The 14,182-nt window shown below is 39.8% G+C and carries 19 protein-coding genes; 11 read left to right on the top strand and 8 right to left on the bottom strand.

Annotated elements, in window-relative coordinates; all coding sequences use genetic code 11:
* Nucleotides 1-53: 53 nt before the first annotated feature.
* The 11 genes from BUF13_RS08115 (at nt 54) to moaA (ending at nt 8,450) form a co-directional block, all read left to right on the top strand.
* Nucleotides 54-644 (top strand): LemA family protein, encoded by a 591-nt coding sequence (locus BUF13_RS08115; protein WP_073571276.1) that lies wholly within the window; start codon nt 54-56, stop codon nt 642-644.
* A 5-nt stretch (nt 645-649) separates the two neighbouring features.
* Nucleotides 650-1,087 (top strand): TPM domain-containing protein, encoded by a 438-nt coding sequence (locus BUF13_RS08110; RefSeq protein ID WP_073571275.1) that lies wholly within the window; start codon nt 650-652, stop codon nt 1,085-1,087.
* A complete protein-coding gene (locus BUF13_RS08105; RefSeq protein WP_073571274.1) occupies nt 1,065-1,883 on the top strand; it encodes a TPM domain-containing protein in 819 nt (272 codons plus the stop codon). The genes BUF13_RS08110 and BUF13_RS08105 overlap by 23 nt, the downstream gene beginning before the upstream one ends.
* Nucleotides 1,884-2,085: 202 nt before the next feature.
* On the top strand, nt 2,086-3,258 hold the full coding sequence (locus tag BUF13_RS08100; RefSeq protein ID WP_073571273.1) for a molybdopterin molybdotransferase MoeA: 1,173 nt from the start codon (nt 2,086-2,088) through the stop codon (nt 3,256-3,258).
* Between the two features lie 4 nt (nt 3,259-3,262).
* Entirely contained in the window at nt 3,263-3,835 is a 573-nt protein-coding gene (gene mobA / locus BUF13_RS08095) for a molybdenum cofactor guanylyltransferase (RefSeq protein WP_073571272.1), read from the top strand.
* Between the two features lie 14 nt (nt 3,836-3,849).
* Nucleotides 3,850-4,662 (top strand): uroporphyrinogen-III C-methyltransferase, encoded by an 813-nt coding sequence (gene cobA / locus BUF13_RS08090; protein WP_073571271.1) that lies wholly within the window; start codon nt 3,850-3,852, stop codon nt 4,660-4,662.
* A gap of 16 nt (nt 4,663-4,678) precedes the next feature.
* Nucleotides 4,679-4,915 (top strand): MoaD/ThiS family protein, encoded by a 237-nt coding sequence (locus BUF13_RS08085; protein WP_073571270.1) that lies wholly within the window; start codon nt 4,679-4,681, stop codon nt 4,913-4,915.
* The gene (locus BUF13_RS08080) at nt 4,916-5,947 is read left to right on the top strand and encodes a ThiF family adenylyltransferase (protein ID WP_073571269.1); all 1,032 of its coding nucleotides are present in this window, start codon (nt 4,916-4,918) and stop codon (nt 5,945-5,947) included.
* Nucleotides 5,928-6,356 carry a molybdenum cofactor biosynthesis protein MoaE gene (locus tag BUF13_RS08075; protein ID WP_026956224.1) on the top strand — a complete coding sequence of 143 codons (429 nt, stop codon included), beginning with the start codon at nt 5,928-5,930 and terminating at the stop codon, nt 6,354-6,356. Before BUF13_RS08080 ends, BUF13_RS08075 begins: the two co-directional genes overlap by 20 nt.
* Nucleotides 6,357-6,532: 176 nt before the next feature.
* Nucleotides 6,533-7,450: a bifunctional molybdenum cofactor biosynthesis protein MoaC/MoaB gene (moaCB, locus tag BUF13_RS08070; RefSeq protein ID WP_073571268.1), complete on the top strand. Its 918-nt coding sequence runs from the start codon at nt 6,533-6,535 to the stop codon at nt 7,448-7,450.
* A complete protein-coding gene (gene moaA, locus BUF13_RS08065; RefSeq protein WP_073571267.1) occupies nt 7,434-8,450 on the top strand; it encodes a GTP 3',8-cyclase MoaA in 1,017 nt (338 codons plus the stop codon). The genes moaCB and moaA overlap by 17 nt, the downstream gene beginning before the upstream one ends.
* A 122-nt stretch (nt 8,451-8,572) precedes the next feature.
* Here moaA and BUF13_RS08060 read toward each other — a convergent pair whose 3' ends face one another.
* From BUF13_RS08060 to BUF13_RS08025, 8 genes are all read right to left on the bottom strand, one after another.
* Nucleotides 8,573-9,043, bottom strand: a complete 471-nt coding sequence (locus BUF13_RS08060; protein WP_134204387.1) for a hypothetical protein — start codon at nt 9,041-9,043, stop codon at nt 8,573-8,575.
* Nucleotides 9,044-9,174: 131 nt separating this feature from the next.
* Entirely contained in the window at nt 9,175-9,483 is a 309-nt protein-coding gene (locus BUF13_RS20600) for a hypothetical protein (RefSeq protein ID WP_073571265.1), read from the bottom strand.
* A gap of 76 nt (nt 9,484-9,559) precedes the next feature.
* A complete protein-coding gene (locus BUF13_RS08050; RefSeq protein WP_073571264.1) occupies nt 9,560-9,841 on the bottom strand; it encodes an addiction module antidote protein in 282 nt (93 codons plus the stop codon).
* Nucleotides 9,838-10,140 (bottom strand): type II toxin-antitoxin system RelE/ParE family toxin, encoded by a 303-nt coding sequence (locus BUF13_RS08045; RefSeq protein ID WP_073571263.1) that lies wholly within the window; start codon nt 10,138-10,140, stop codon nt 9,838-9,840. Before BUF13_RS08045 ends, BUF13_RS08050 begins: the two co-directional genes overlap by 4 nt.
* Nucleotides 10,141-10,342: 202 nt before the next feature.
* On the bottom strand, nt 10,343-11,245 hold the full coding sequence (locus BUF13_RS08040; protein ID WP_073571262.1) for a sugar phosphate isomerase/epimerase family protein: 903 nt from the start codon (nt 11,243-11,245) through the stop codon (nt 10,343-10,345).
* Nucleotides 11,246-11,381: 136 nt separating this feature from the next.
* Nucleotides 11,382-13,043 carry a tetratricopeptide repeat protein gene (locus BUF13_RS08035; protein WP_073571261.1) on the bottom strand — a complete coding sequence of 554 codons (1,662 nt, stop codon included), beginning with the start codon at nt 13,041-13,043 and terminating at the stop codon, nt 11,382-11,384.
* Between the two features lie 182 nt (nt 13,044-13,225).
* Nucleotides 13,226-13,516 (bottom strand): hypothetical protein, encoded by a 291-nt coding sequence (locus BUF13_RS08030; protein WP_073571260.1) that lies wholly within the window; start codon nt 13,514-13,516, stop codon nt 13,226-13,228.
* A 1-nt stretch (nt 13,517) separates the two neighbouring features.
* A complete protein-coding gene (locus BUF13_RS08025) occupies nt 13,518-14,018 on the bottom strand; it encodes an RNA polymerase sigma factor (RefSeq protein ID WP_073571259.1) in 501 nt (166 codons plus the stop codon).
* Nucleotides 14,019-14,182: the final 164 nt, after the last annotated feature.

The raw sequence follows: 14,182 nt of genomic DNA, 5'->3' as shown, positions 1-14,182 counted from the left end.
CCTATTGGAGCTTATTTCCGTGAATAATTCCGTTTGAAAACCAATTTTAAAAAATGAAGAAACTACTTATCCCAATTTTAATTTTAGGAGTACTTGGCATTTTCGTGTATACCAAAGCCGTAGGAACCTATAACACGTTCGTACAATCCGAGGAGCAGGTGAATGGCCAATGGGCAGAAGTGGAGACTCAGTACCAAAGAAGAGCAGATTTGATCCCGAACTTGGTCAATACAGTTAAAGGATATGCTGATTTTGAGCAGGAGACATTGACTGGGGTAATTGATGCAAGGTCAAAAGCAACAGGGATTACATTAGATCCTACTAATTTGACTCCTGAAAATATTCAACAATTCCAGCAAGCTCAAGATCAACTTTCCGGAGCATTGAGCAGGCTATTGGTTACTGTTGAGAGATATCCTGACTTGAAAGCCAATCAAAACTTCCTCGAACTTCAAGCTCAATTGGAAGGTACTGAAAACAGAATAGCAGTAGCGAGGAGAAACTTCAACCAAGAGGTTGTGGCCTACAATACCCAGCTGAGAACATTCCCAAACAACTTGTTTGCTGGCTGGTATGGATTTGAGACGAAAGGAACTTTCCAAGCTTCTGAAGGGGCTGAGAATGCACCTTCGGTTCAATTCTAAGAGCTATGGCTGAGAAATTATTCACTTCGGCAGAGAAAGATCAAATCGTCAATGCGATCAAATCTGCCGAAGTCACTACTTCTGGGGAAATTCAGGTTCATATCGAAAACCAATGCAAAATCGACGTTTTAGATCGTGCTGCGGAGGTTTTTGAAACCCTGAAAATGTACCAAACCAAAGACCGAAATGGGGTTTTATTTTACCTCGCCGTCGGAGACAAGAAATTTGCCATTTTGGGAGATGCTGGAATCAATCAGGTTGTACCTGATGATTTCTGGGAAAATATCAAAAACCACATGGCTTCCCTTTTCAGAGAAGGGAAATTCACCCAAGGTCTGATTGATGGGATTCACCAAGCAGGTGAAGCACTATCAACACACTTCCCTTATCAGGGAGAAGCAGACGAAAATGAACTACCAGATGAAATTTCATTCGGGTCCTAAGACCCTATCCATATTTCTATTCTTTTTCTTTTTAGGAACAAGCCTGTTTGCTCAGGACTTTCCACCCCCTCCCAATCCTCCCAAATTGGTCAATGACTTCACACAAACTCTAAGTGCGAATGAATTGGCAAGATTGGAGCAAAAGTTGGTGGCCTATAATGACAGCACTTCCACGCAGATCGCCGTGGTGATGATCAGGTCTGTTGGTCAATATGATATTTCTGATTATGCCTTTCAACTAGGAGATCAATGGGGCATCGGTGGTGGAGAAAATGATAACGGGATTTTGATCCTGGCTGCCATGAACGATCGAAAAGTCTTCATCGCAACAGGATATGGAATGGAAGGAGTGGTTCCTGATGCTTTGGCAAATAGGATTGTAAATAGCATCATCGTTCCCAATTTCAAGATGGAGGCCTATTATCAGGGCTTGGATCAGGCTACTGATATGATTATCAAATTGGCTTCTGGTGAATACAAAGCCGAGGATATTGAATCTGATGGAAATGGCGGAGGAGCGATCTTTATCTTCCTGCTCTTCATCTTCATTTTTGTGATCTTGCCATTGTTGAAAAACAGAAATGACAATGATAATCATATGGGAGGCCGTGGTGGCGGTGTCGATTTATGGACTACCATTATGCTCGCCAATATGCTGAAAGGTGGAGGTAGAGGCAAATATGGAGACTTCTCCGGTGGGGGAGGTTTTGGCGGCTTTGGTGGCGGCGGCGGAGGTGGTTTCGGCGGCTTTGGAGGCGGAAGCTTCGGAGGCGGTGGAGCCGGAGGAAGTTGGTAAAATTTAAAGTCAGAAAGCTTAATCAAAAACGCTGAAATAGTGAAAGCCTGAATTCCGTAAGATTTCAGGCTTTTTTATGCTTAACTTTTGAGTCGGACCTTATATGCTCCTTTCAAAGTCAATCCGAAACAATAAATAAATACTTACTTTTCTAAGTAATTATACTTAATTTTATCTAAATTAGAATTTCAATATTATTGATATGATCTCCGTTTTTGAAGCCCTTACCATCATTGATCAAAACACCTCACAGTTAGATGCTGTGATAGTGCCTTTGATGCAGAGTGTTGGAATGGCAATAGCCGAAGATATTGTAGCTCCTATTTCTTTACCTCCTTTTCGTCAGTCTGCCATGGATGGCTATGCCTTTCGTCACGGATTTGGAGAGGAGTTTCAGGTTGTTGGAGAAAGCAAAGCGGGGGATAATGTGGAGTTTTCTTTGAAAGAGAATGAGGTTATTCGAATTTTTACAGGTTCCCGAGTTCCAAATGCTGCCGATACTGTGATCATGCAAGAGCATGTAGAGCGGAGCGGAGATCAGGTTAAAATATTGAAAATGCCTAAGATTGGGACCAATGTGAGACCAGTCGGTGAACAAATCCAGCAGGGAGATGTGGTTCTGAGGAAAGGAACTATAATCAATGCAGCAGTTATTGGATTTTTAGCTGGATTAGGCATAGCTGACGTTTTAGTCATTCGTAAACCCAAGATTTCTATCCTTGTCACAGGTAATGAACTTCAGGAGCCAGGAACGCTCCTGGAGCCTGGGGCAGTTTATGAAAGCAATCGTAGCATGCTAAAGGCTGCGCTACTAGCGGAAAATGTGGATTTGGTCTTTGACTCCCATGTTAAAGATGACAGGGAATCAACCTTTGAAGTGATTCGAGAGGGTCTTCAGGCTGACGTTTTGTTGATTTCTGGAGGGATTTCAGTTGGAGATTATGACTTTGTCAAAGAGGCTTTAGAAAAAAATGAAGTCGAAGAGAAATTCTATAAAGTCAATCAAAAACCCGGAAAACCACTTTGGTTTGGGAAAAAAGAGGAAACACTCGTTTTCGCCTTACCCGGCAATCCAGCCTCTTCTTTAACATGCTTTCTGATCTATGCTTTGGCTGCGATTCGGAAAATGAATGGCTCTTCTAAGATCGAGATCAATCTCAAAAAGGGAAAGCTCAAGGGGGAATACACCAATGTCTTCGAAAAGTCTCTCTTCCTCCAATGCAGAGAGTCTGGAGGTGTTTTGGAAATCTATCCCAAGCAGGCATCTAGCATGTTGGTTTCCTTTACAATGAGCAATGCATTCCTTTTTGTGCCCAATGATGTGAAAGACATTCATGATGGAGATGAGGTGATGTATATCCCTTTCAACTTATAGAAAAATGAAAAGCAATCCTGAAATAGCTGCATACATCCTTTGTGGAGGTAAAAGCTCCAGAATGGGGCAGGAAAAAGGATTGGTTGTTTGGAAAGGGAAAAGCTTTATGACTTGGATTTTGGAGGCAGTAATCCCGATCACTGATAAAATTTGTTTGGTGACAAATTGCGATGACTATCAACAATTCAATCTTCCACTGATTCCAGATTTGGTTGAAGATAAAGGGCCTGTCGGAGGAATTTATTCTGCATTGCACCATTCGAAAAGTGAATGGAACCTGATATTGAGCTGTGATATTCCAATGATAAAAAGTGAATTGTTGCTGGAATTGATCGAGCACATAAAATCAGATGAGAATCTTGTGGTAATTGCCTCAGATGGGATTTATGATTTTCCATTAATAGGAATTTACCACCAAAGCCTGGAGAATGAATTCCAGCTAGCGATTCAGGAAAACAAGTTGAAATTGCGTGATTTGGTAGATTCTTTAAGCCCAAAGAAACTGCTGATCAATCCAGAAAATCAAAAATTTCTCGCCAATGTCAATTCTTTAAAAGAATTGGAAAGACTGACCTAACAAACCTATTTGCCATGAAATCATTTGAAAACAAAAGCCCCAAAGTGACTTTGGTGGGTGCCGGTCCGGGAGATCCGGAATTGTTGACTCTCAAAGCTGTCAAAGCTCTCCAAAGTGCTGATGTAGTTTTATATGATGCCCTTTCCAATGAGGAGATTTTAGATTATGCGCCTCTTGCCGAGAAAATATTTGTGGGTAAAAGAAAAGGCTCACATTATTTGTCTCAGGATCAAATTAATGAACTGATTGTAGCCAAAGCTTTTGAAGCTGGTCATGTGGTGCGGTTAAAAGGGGGAGATCCTTTTGTATTTGGTAGAGGAAAAGAAGAGCAGGAGTATGCTGAAAACTTCGGAATCGAAACAGAAATAATTCCTGGAATATCTTCCAGTATTGCTGTTCCAGCTTCTATTGGTGTTCCGGTAACTTCCCGAGGAGTTTCTGAGAGTTTTTGGGTGATAACTGGGACTACTTACTCTGGAAAGATTTCCAAAGACATCGCTTTGGCTGCTCAATCCACTGCGACTGTTGTAATCTTGATGGGATTGGGTAAAATCCATGAAATCACGAAAATCTATCAAAATTTGGAAAAAGGCGAGTGGCCGATTGCCATCATCCAGAATGGAACTTTGGAAACCCAAAAGGAAGTGGTGGGAACTATAAATAATATCCAGGAATTGATAGTAAAGAATGGAATCGCAGCTCCGGCAATTATTGTGATTGGAGATGTGGTCCATCTCGCTTCTAAGAAAATCAAGGAGGAAATGGACTTTAATTTAGAGGATGAATTTATTTTTCAGAATCTCAATACCATTCCTTTCGTAAATTGAGTGAAAATCAGAAATCATGATTCAAGTCAAATATTTTGGAATGATTGCCGAAGCTACCTCCAAAGAGGGAGAGGAAGTTTCTGTGAGCGGAAAGCCCTTTTCTGAAGTTTTGAGCGAAATTTCATCCAAATACAATCTTGGAGATCTTTCTTATCAAGTTGCTGTGAATAAAAAATTGGTTAGCAATCCTGCTGATCTCCAATTGAATGAGGGTGATGAAATTGCCTTTTTGCCACCTTTTTCCGGAGGATAAATGGATCGATACCTACGACAAATCACCCTTCCCCAAGTTGGAAATGCAGGTCAGGAAAAACTCCTGAAAAGCAAGGTGCTTGTCATCGGTGCTGGTGGTTTGGGCTGTGCAGTTTTGCCTTATTTGGTGGCTGCGGGAATCGGTGAAGTTGGAATTGTGGATGGCGACCGGATTGAGGAAAGTAACCTGCATAGACAGGTTTTGTATGCTTCTGACAAGGTTGGAAATAGCAAAGCCAAAGAGTCGGCTGCAATCCTACAACAAAACAATCCCACCATCAAAATCCAGGTTTTTGAAGAGTATTTGACTCAGAAAAATGTAGCTGAAATCATTTCAGGCTATGATTTAATCATCGACGCCACGGACAATTTCTTTGTGCGTTATACCATCAATGATACCTGTGTTGCCCTGGATAAACCATTTATCTATGGTTCGATTTACCAGTTCCAAGGACAGGTTTCTGTTTTCAATTATAAAGGAGGCCCGACCTATCGGGATATTTTCCCTGAAAAAGATCAAAAAGTACCCAATTGCGAGGAAGCCGGTGTGATGGGGACTACTGTGGGTTTGATTGGGATGATTCAAGCCAATGAGGCCATTAAGATTTTGTTAGAAATAGGAGAGGTACTTTCTGGCAAATTGCTTTTATATGATTTGCTTCGAAATGAGCAGCAAGTATTTGAATTTAGTAAGGTGGCAGCTCCCAAAAAGCCTGAAATTGAACCTGATTTTGAATTGCTATCTGCTGAGGAAGTCCTTCAAAGTCAGAAAGTACTATTGGATGTGAGAGAATTTGGTGAGGAGCCAGAAATCAAACATGGAAAACATGTTCAGATTCCTCTTTCGAAACTGGATCAAGATTGGGAGAGCTTAAAATCTGAACAATCCATCTTGGTTTTTTGTCAATCAGGGATTAGAGCCAGAAGAGCAGCAAAATTGCTTTTCGAAAAAGGTTTTCAGAACTTAAGCCTGATGACTGGAGGTGCCAAGGATTTAGAATATTTACAAAACCATGAAGAAAATCTTTCTTGAAGGAGCGATTCCTTCTGAATTTATAGCTGATTCGATTGCCAAACATCAATCCAAGCATAGCATTGGTGCCCATAATATTTTCTTGGGTCAGGTACGAGCGGATGAAGTGGATGGAAAAAAAGTCAGTGCCATAGAATTCACAGCTTATGAGGAAATGGCGCTTGAAAAAGCTCATGAAATCCGAGAAGCTGCTTTCGAAAAGTTTGATTTGACCTGTCTGCATATTTACCACAGCTTGGGAAATGTAGCTGTTGGCGGTGTTTGCATTTTTGTCTTCGTATCTGCTCCTAGAAGGAAGCAAGTCTATGAGGCAACAGAATGGCTTGTGAATCAGGTGAAAACTGAAGTTCCCATTTTTGGAAAGGAGATTTTCGAAAATGAGGAAAGTCAGTGGAAGGTTAATAGTTAGGGAGTGATCAGTAATCAGTTGGCAGTCGCAGTGGACAGTGAAGAAAGTCTGAAGGATTAAGTGAGAAAGCAGAAAGAGGAGAGATTGAAGAAAAAAGATTTCAGATTGGAGACGGAAGACAGGAGACGGAAGACGGGGGGAAGAGGAGGATGGAGGAAAAGTTTTAAGAATTTGAAATGGTAGATATTACGCATAAAATAACGACTCTTCGGGTTGCAAAGGCAAAGGCAATTGTTCAGGTCAGCAAGCCTGAAACCATCACTGCTGTCGTCGAAAATCAGGTTCCAAAAGGAAATGTCTTCGAAATGGCGAAAGTGGCGGGGCTTTTTGCGGTGAAAAACACACATATCACCATTCCGGATTGCCATCCGCTTCCCATAGAATACACCGCCGTCGAATATGAAATCCAAGGTTTGGAGATCCATATTTTTATTACGGTCAAGACTGTTTACAAAACGGGAGTAGAGGTAGAAGCGATGCATGGAGCCTCTGTGATTGCTTTGACCATGTATGATATGCTCAAGCCGATCGATAAGGGAATTGTCATCCGTGAAGTGGGTTTGGTGGAGAAAAAGGGAGGAAAAAGCAGTTTCAAAAATCAAAATCCAAAAAGCATTCAGGCAGCCGTGGTGGTTTGCTCGGATTCTGTTTCTAAAGGAATCAAAGAAGATGCAGCAGGGAAGACGATTGTTGACAAGTTGAAATCAATGGATGTGGAGGTATCTTCCTATGAGATTATCCCTGATGAACTGGATCTGATTCGCCAAAAAGCCTTGGGTCTGATCGATTCCAATCAGCTGGTGATTTTCACCGGAGGAACAGGCTTATCCATGCGGGATGTAACTCCGGAGGCTTTGGAGCCTTTGTTGGAAAGAAGAATTCCAGGAATCGAGGAAGCCATCCGAAGCTATGGACAAAAAATCATGCCTTATGCCATGCTTTCCAGATCTGTCGCAGGCACAATCGGAGATAGTTTGATTTTGGCATTGCCAGGATCAACCAATGGAGCCAAAGAATCCATGAATGCGGTATTCCCGCATTTGCTACATGTATTTAGAATCTTAAAAGGAGCCCAGCATGAAGCAACAGACTGAAAATCTTCAGGTGCTCAAAGATCAATTTGGGAGGAAACACGACTATCTCCGGATATCTCTGATTGAGAAATGCAATCTGCGTTGCCAGTATTGCATGCCGGAAGAGGGGATTCCATTGACTCCTTCCAAGTTTCTGATGAGTGCGAATGAGATTGGAAGTTTGGCTCAGACCTTCGTGGATATGGGGGTAAAGAAAATCCGATTGACGGGAGGAGAACCACTCTTGAGAAAGGATTTTGAGGATATTTTGGCAAATCTTTCCAGTTTAGGGGTGGATTTGTCTATCACTACGAATGGAATATTGGCAGATCGATTCCTTCCGATTTTTCAGAAATACGGTCTGAAGAAAGTCAATTTCAGTCTGGATACTTTGAAAGAAGAGCGATTTAAGGAAATCACCAGAAGATCAGGTTATCAGAAAACCATGGATAATCTGGACCTTTTTATCAAGGCTGGATTTGATGTAAAATTGAATATCGTCCTGATGAAAGATTTGAATGAGGATGAGGTGGTGGATTTTGTGGACTTCACGAAGGATCTTCCTATTTCAGCTCGCTTTATTGAATTTATGCCATTTGATGGGAACAAATGGGATCGATCCAAGCTGGTTTCTGAGAAAGAGATCTTGGGAGCTGTGGGTTCAGAGTATGGTTCTGAGAACCTACTTTCCCTTCCTGATGAGGATAATATGACTGCCCGTAAATTTAAGATCAAAGGCTTTCAGGGAGACTTTGGGATTATTTCTTCTGTGACCAATCCATTCTGTGGAACCTGCAATAGAATCCGCTTGACTGCTAATGGTCGAATCAAAAACTGTCTATTCTCCAATCAGGAAACCGATTTGTTAACAGCATTGAGAGCGGGAGAAGATGTAGAAAAATTGATTCTGGAATCTATTTTTAAGAAAAAGGCCGTTCGTGCCGGTATGGACAACTTGGAAAAACTTTCCGACCCAAATCTTCATTCCGATAATCGCAGTATGATCGCGATTGGGGGGTGAGGGAGTAACGGATTTTGGCTTGGCTTTCGGAAGAATTTCGGAGCGCAAAGTTTCAAAGAAGCAAAAAACTGCAGTTTATAGCACAACCCGCCTGAGGCCAAACCTGTGTTAGCGAGCGTTTCTTAAATCCCCAACTCTCTTTTCTTCTTCTTTATTAGATCACCCATATCACTTAGGTCCTTCATAAAACCGTTGGCACTTATAAAATTCGGTTCGGTATTAAACCAAATTGTGTTCTCACTGTCTTTTGTTTTAAGTTTATATAACGGTGGGTATACAAATTGAATAAGTTTTACCTGCTCTACTTCCAGCCACGAAACTGCTCTTTCTTGTCCTTTATATTTAATGTTTATTGTTTGGTTGCCCAACTTTACAATTACGAACTTGTCGCGGATTATCAGAAATACTATTAGAGAAAAAATAGCAAACAGTCCAAGAATTAAAGTTGTTGAGACCTCTCGAATTGCTGGTTTCCCGTTTAAAATCATTGATGCTGGAGCGACCCAAGAAACAATAGATAAAATTATTAGTAAGATTGAAATTCCTAAAAAGCCATATTTTAGGATATAGTGATATGTTTTGTTGCTTTCCATTGTTTTATTTCAATATGCTCGCTAACACCCGTGTTTACCTCAGTCTCATTAGACAGTTGCGTCTTTATTCGCATATTCCACAGGAGTGAGGGGTATTGTTGAATCCAATTTAAGATTTTCGGTTTGAGATCTTATTCAATAAACCCTACCCTTAAAATTAAAATGATTGACATAATCATCATGATCAAGAAGGTAAAAGTCCAAAATTTAAATACGATAGCGTTCCAAAAGTAAGTTAAGATATCATCCTTTGGATTTTTTCGAAATTCCTCTCGAAGATTAACTGTTTTGAAGAAATAGAATGTCCCTAAAAAACTAGAAAGAGACCCTAGAATAATAAAAATCTGGAAGTATTTGGAAACGGAGAGGCCTAGAATAATGCCCGCCATAAATGTCAAAATTCCATAGCCAATCAGTCTATTGATAGTTTTTCTGGTCATTTAAGAAATGATTTGGTTTAGAGCACTTGTTATCCTGTTTAAGGGGTGTAAGTTTTAAAAAGTTAAGCTTATTTAATTATTCAACTGGACTGATTTGAATTTGGCCTCCGATTGCTTTTAGTACTTTCATAATAGTTGCAAACTGCGGTTTGGCGCCTTCAGATAGAGCTTTGTAAAGGCTTGGCCTGCTCATTCCTGTCTCATTTGCAATTTTTGTCATTCCTATGGCTTTGGCTACATGACCTATTGCATAGATGATATCATCATTGTCTCCTTCCTCCAATACCGTATTGAGGTATTCTGCAATCATCTCCTTACTGTCTAGATAATCAGCGATTTCAAATTTTGAGGTGTTCATGATGCGTTTAGTTTTTTCCAGATGTCCTTTGCCTTCTTGATATCATTTTGTTGAGAAGATTTATCCCCACCTATCAGCAGGATAATTACTTTTCCTTCCTTCTCTTTGAAATAGACTCTGTAGCCTTTTGCATAGTGTATTCGCAATTCACTTATACCATCTCCTACAGACTTACAATCCCCAAAATGACCTTGATGCTCTATTTTTTGAATTCGAAATAGAATTTTTGCTTTCCCCCTTATGTCTTTAAGCTTCCTTAGCCACTTGTCAAATTCAGTTGTTTTCTCAATAAAATACATACGAAGTGTATCTATTTGGAGACAAAAATAAGCATTCTTTTATTATGAATCTCCAAAAGTTTAACCAATGAAACATTGAAAATAAAAAATTAGTTGAATTTTTATCTGAAAGATTGGAATAGATTTAAAAAATCTAAAATCAGCTTCATTCAGAAAAGGAATTTTATTTTGAATTCAAATCAGTTGGTCCTCACCAAAAAGTCTAAAGCTCCTCATAAGCAGCCTTAAACTCATTGAACATCGAGCTTACAATTTGTTTTGGGTCGCCATCGCTTAGGCTTTCAAAGGAAATGTATCCGGTATAATTGTTTTCTTTTAAAATGGCAGCAATCTTTTTCATGTTCACAGGTTCAGCAACTCCATCGACATAGATCAGCTCCTTGATAAACCAGTAGTTTGCGTAGGGAGCCAATTTTGCAATTTCTTGATAGGGATCACACCTCCTCAAGCTTCCAATATCCAGAATTAACCCAAACCATTCCGAGTCCACTTTTTTCAAAATATCAATCACCTCATCTGCTTCATAAAGAAAGTCATTATGATGCTGCATAGCCGCAATCACACCGATTTCCTCAGCATATTTGGCGCACTCCTGAAAATCTTCCACGATCCATTTCTTTACTTCCTCTCTGGAATACCCTTCATGTTCTCCCCTTCCTGGGTAAATGCGCATAATAGATGCCCCCAATTTGGATGATACCTGCAGCCAATTTCTGATCATCTCAATATCCGCTTTTCTTGAGACTTTATCCGGAGATACAAAGTTGTTCCTAACCCCTGTCCATGGGATATTTAAGCCCAATTCCAATGCTTTCTTCTTTAACTGAAAAAGCGTTTGATCATCAGGCATATTTGGGTAATCAGAAAAGTAATAACCCGTTAAATCAACCGCATTGAGGCCTAATTCGGCCGCAAACTCCATCATGTTAAAAAATGTCATTTCACCACTGCTCAGCAATGAATTGAAAGAATATGCATTGACACTAAACTGGAGTCGGGAGGTGGTAAATGGTTTTTCAGAAGAGCCAGCGATAAGATTGCCAGAATCTAGAAAAATGGGAGCCAGGCTAAGACCCCGTAATAAATCCCTTCTTTTCTTATCCATGTTTCCTTTAATTAATGACTGTAGTATAGACCCTTTAGCTTAGGTAAAATACTAAATCCATTTTATCAATGTATTGGGAATAGGTAAAATAGATTTTTGAACTGAGGTCTATCTTTATCATTAATTGCTGAGATTTTTATTTCTTCAAATAGGCCTTGGCAATAGCCATTTCAGGTCTTTCCGAATCATTTCCCAATTCGATAAGCTGCTTAAAATAAGAATTCGCAAGTTCTTTTTGCCCAGAATTTCTTGCTGCAGTTGCAGCCCCAAAAATCCCATTGAACCGATTCGGGTGTTGTTTCAAATCATATTCATAAGCCACTAAAGCTTCTTCGGGTTGATCTACCACTAAAAGCATATCGCCCAATACTTCCCCTGCAGGTAGAACTTCCCCTGGAGTAACGGGATGCTTATTGGTATTGTATTCCATTTCAGCGGCCTTTCTCATTTCTTCGATTGCCTCGGGTACCTGGTTTTCTGCGAGCGCTATCCAGGCTTCGATGGTCTTAATTTGGATATTGACCTGATTGGCTTTGTATGCATCCTCTTCCTTTAAAAGTTTCTGACGATTAGCAATCAATTTTTCCAGTTCAACCTTGGAGTCCTTGATATTTCCCATCCGAATGGAGCCCATCGCACGGGCATAGATTAGGATTGACTCTTGCCAAGGCATCAGATTCCAGTCCAGTACCATACCCGGCTTTTGTAGAACAGCGGCTTCCTTCCAATTTCTGCTTTCCAATGCGATTCGTGCTGGAATAGCGGCGGCGGTATAGGCCACTTTGAAATTTACAGGGAACACTTTTTTGAAGCTTTTGAGGTATTCAAATTCATCATAGGCTTTTTGCATATCACCTTTTTGAAGGTAGGCATAAACCAGATAGTCCATGCCATGGAGTTCTTCATCCCAATGGGCTTGTGGATCTATACTTTGCGAATAGCATAAAGCCGATTCTGTTGAATTGATATTGGAGTTAATGGATTCATCCCAAAGTCCGAGTCTAGTAAATATATGGGAAGGCATATGCTGGGCATGGGCAGAAGCCGGAGCGATTTGGGCATACATTCTGGCTGTAGGCAATGCCAACTCAGCTAGTTCGGGATAGTCATAGTTGTGTATCAGGTAATGGGCGATACCGGGATGATTCGGTTGATTTGGGTAGATAGACTCAAGTATTTTTCCTGATTTTCGTTGGACAGCATAGGTCTTGTCCGTGGGATCGGCTGTCGCGCGAAGTGCCAGAGCATAAAATATTGCAGCCTCTTTGTCATCTCCATAGGTTTGATAAACCTTTTGCATCTCCTCTTCAAATAGACGTACTCTGACTTGATGGTTTTTATTTTCCCAATCATCATAGAAAGTTGCCAAAGCGTGTATATAGGCAGTTTCTCTTTTATCTGTCGAGATCGAATTGGCGATTTTTAGTGCTTTTTCCCCTTTTATCAGGTAATCTGTGCCGGATTGTAGCCAAAGAGAATGAAAATTACTCATCGCCACTCCCCAATAAGCCATGGCACATTTTGGGTCGATTTCAAGAACTTTTGCAAATGCTTTTTCCGCTTCGGTATATTCAAAAGAATGGAGGAGGGAAATCGCTAAATCAAAGGTAGATCTGGCGTCGAGTTTACAAGATTGTGCAAAACTGACCTCTCCGAAATCACCATTCCCACATAGGGTGATTTCACCTGTTAAGAGATCGATATTGGAAATGGAGGAAATTTTATCAGTTTTTTTGCCTTGGCAACTAATTAAAAAAGATAGTATTAAAATGGTCAAAAGTCTTTCTGCGTTTTTCATAATGCAATCATTTATTCTTTTAACCTGTGTGATTGTAGGTTCCTTCTGAACCAGCCAGATAGCTCCAGCTTTCGAGTGCTTATTCTCCTTTTATTAATATAGCAAAACTTAGCGTAAATTGTACTATTCAAAGTGGAATAGCTGAATTCGGAGTTAGGGACCTTTACCTGATCCACTCACTTTTATTTCTTATTGAAGATTGTTAGGACTTTATTAAATAGCCGGATGAACATGGCTAAATCTTTCTTCACCGAAGCTTTTTCAAATTCGCTTACATTTCCTTTAATACTCTTCCAGCTTACTTTTAAAGTGTCTAAATCGTTTTTGATAGAATCCTTTTCAAATTGACTCGATTTGGATTTTATATCTTGAAATAAATCTGACATTTGAATATGGATATTTTTGGTTTTGGGTGAATTGGTCCAAATAACCTTCAGTTCATTCCATTCAATTTTGAGGTCTTTATTTTTCATTTTATCCTAATTTTTGGTTGATACAGTTTAGAAGAGTTTTTTTTAGCCTCTTTATTTTTACGGCAATGTGATTTTCGGAAAGGCCAGTTATTAGGGCTATTTCTTTGTATTTAAATTCATCTAAGATTAAAATCACTATGGATTTATCGATTTCATTTAGGGAGCGAATGCAATCTTGAAGGGCATAGTATTTTTCTTGCAAAGTTGGATCAGGACTTGTTGCGGGAATTTGGTATTTGATCGAATCAAAGCGGATGTGATTTGATTTTTCTAATTTGCTTTTATACCGCATGCACACATTTAATGCTATCCGATAAATCCAAGAACTGATATTGGCCTTCTGTTCGAATGAGGGAAAGGCCTTCCAGATATGGAGAATTACCTCCTGAAAAAGGTCTTCTGGCTCAATAGGTGAACTTGAATAGATTTCACAGATCCTGTAAATACTGTTTTTGTTTTGCTCAATTACCTCTTTAAATTCTGGATTGGCTAAATTGTTCATCTATTGTTATTTCGCTTCTACCAGGTTAGTTACATCTCTAGAAGGAATATGACAGAAAGCTTCAATTATTTTTAGATAAAAATTCCAAGTCAGTTAGATTCCCTCAGGACTATATCTGAATGAAAAGTTAATTGTGATTTTTGAAGTATTATTTCTTGCTAAGG

The sequence above is a fragment of the Algoriphagus zhangzhouensis genome (assembly GCF_900148515.1).
In the GTDB taxonomy this organism is placed as follows: domain Bacteria; phylum Bacteroidota; class Bacteroidia; order Cytophagales; family Cyclobacteriaceae; genus Algoriphagus; species Algoriphagus zhangzhouensis.
Note: the sequence above shows the minus strand (reverse complement) of the source record. Positions and strands in the feature narration are given on the sequence as shown.

What these genes read in the sequence shown, in the direction of transcription:
- BUF13_RS08115 (WP_073571276.1), top strand. Translation starts at nt 54, where the DNA reads ATGAAGAAACTACTTATCCCAATTTTAATTTTAGGAGTACTTGGCATT.
- BUF13_RS08110 (WP_073571275.1), top strand. Translation starts at nt 650, where the DNA reads ATGGCTGAGAAATTATTCACTTCGGCAGAGAAAGATCAAATCGTCAAT.
- BUF13_RS08105 (WP_073571274.1), top strand. Translation starts at nt 1,065, where the DNA reads ATGAAATTTCATTCGGGTCCTAAGACCCTATCCATATTTCTATTCTTT.
- BUF13_RS08100 (WP_073571273.1), top strand. Translation starts at nt 2,086, where the DNA reads ATGATCTCCGTTTTTGAAGCCCTTACCATCATTGATCAAAACACCTCA.
- mobA (WP_073571272.1), top strand. Translation starts at nt 3,263, where the DNA reads ATGAAAAGCAATCCTGAAATAGCTGCATACATCCTTTGTGGAGGTAAA.
- cobA (WP_073571271.1), top strand. Translation starts at nt 3,850, where the DNA reads ATGAAATCATTTGAAAACAAAAGCCCCAAAGTGACTTTGGTGGGTGCC.
- BUF13_RS08085 (WP_073571270.1), top strand. Translation starts at nt 4,679, where the DNA reads ATGATTCAAGTCAAATATTTTGGAATGATTGCCGAAGCTACCTCCAAA.
- BUF13_RS08080 (WP_073571269.1), top strand. Translation starts at nt 4,916, where the DNA reads ATGGATCGATACCTACGACAAATCACCCTTCCCCAAGTTGGAAATGCA.
- BUF13_RS08075 (WP_026956224.1), top strand. Translation starts at nt 5,928, where the DNA reads ATGAAGAAAATCTTTCTTGAAGGAGCGATTCCTTCTGAATTTATAGCT.
- moaCB (WP_073571268.1), top strand. Translation starts at nt 6,533, where the DNA reads ATGGTAGATATTACGCATAAAATAACGACTCTTCGGGTTGCAAAGGCA.
- moaA (WP_073571267.1), top strand. Translation starts at nt 7,434, where the DNA reads ATGAAGCAACAGACTGAAAATCTTCAGGTGCTCAAAGATCAATTTGGG.
- BUF13_RS08060 (WP_134204387.1), bottom strand. Translation starts at nt 9,043, where the DNA reads ATGGAAAGCAACAAAACATATCACTATATCCTAAAATATGGCTTTTTA.
- BUF13_RS20600 (WP_073571265.1), bottom strand. Translation starts at nt 9,483, where the DNA reads ATGACCAGAAAAACTATCAATAGACTGATTGGCTATGGAATTTTGACA.
- BUF13_RS08050 (WP_073571264.1), bottom strand. Translation starts at nt 9,841, where the DNA reads ATGAACACCTCAAAATTTGAAATCGCTGATTATCTAGACAGTAAGGAG.
- BUF13_RS08045 (WP_073571263.1), bottom strand. Translation starts at nt 10,140, where the DNA reads ATGTATTTTATTGAGAAAACAACTGAATTTGACAAGTGGCTAAGGAAG.
- BUF13_RS08040 (WP_073571262.1), bottom strand. Translation starts at nt 11,245, where the DNA reads ATGGATAAGAAAAGAAGGGATTTATTACGGGGTCTTAGCCTGGCTCCC.
- BUF13_RS08035 (WP_073571261.1), bottom strand. Translation starts at nt 13,043, where the DNA reads ATGAAAAACGCAGAAAGACTTTTGACCATTTTAATACTATCTTTTTTA.
- BUF13_RS08030 (WP_073571260.1), bottom strand. Translation starts at nt 13,516, where the DNA reads ATGAAAAATAAAGACCTCAAAATTGAATGGAATGAACTGAAGGTTATT.
- BUF13_RS08025 (WP_073571259.1), bottom strand. Translation starts at nt 14,018, where the DNA reads ATGAACAATTTAGCCAATCCAGAATTTAAAGAGGTAATTGAGCAAAAC.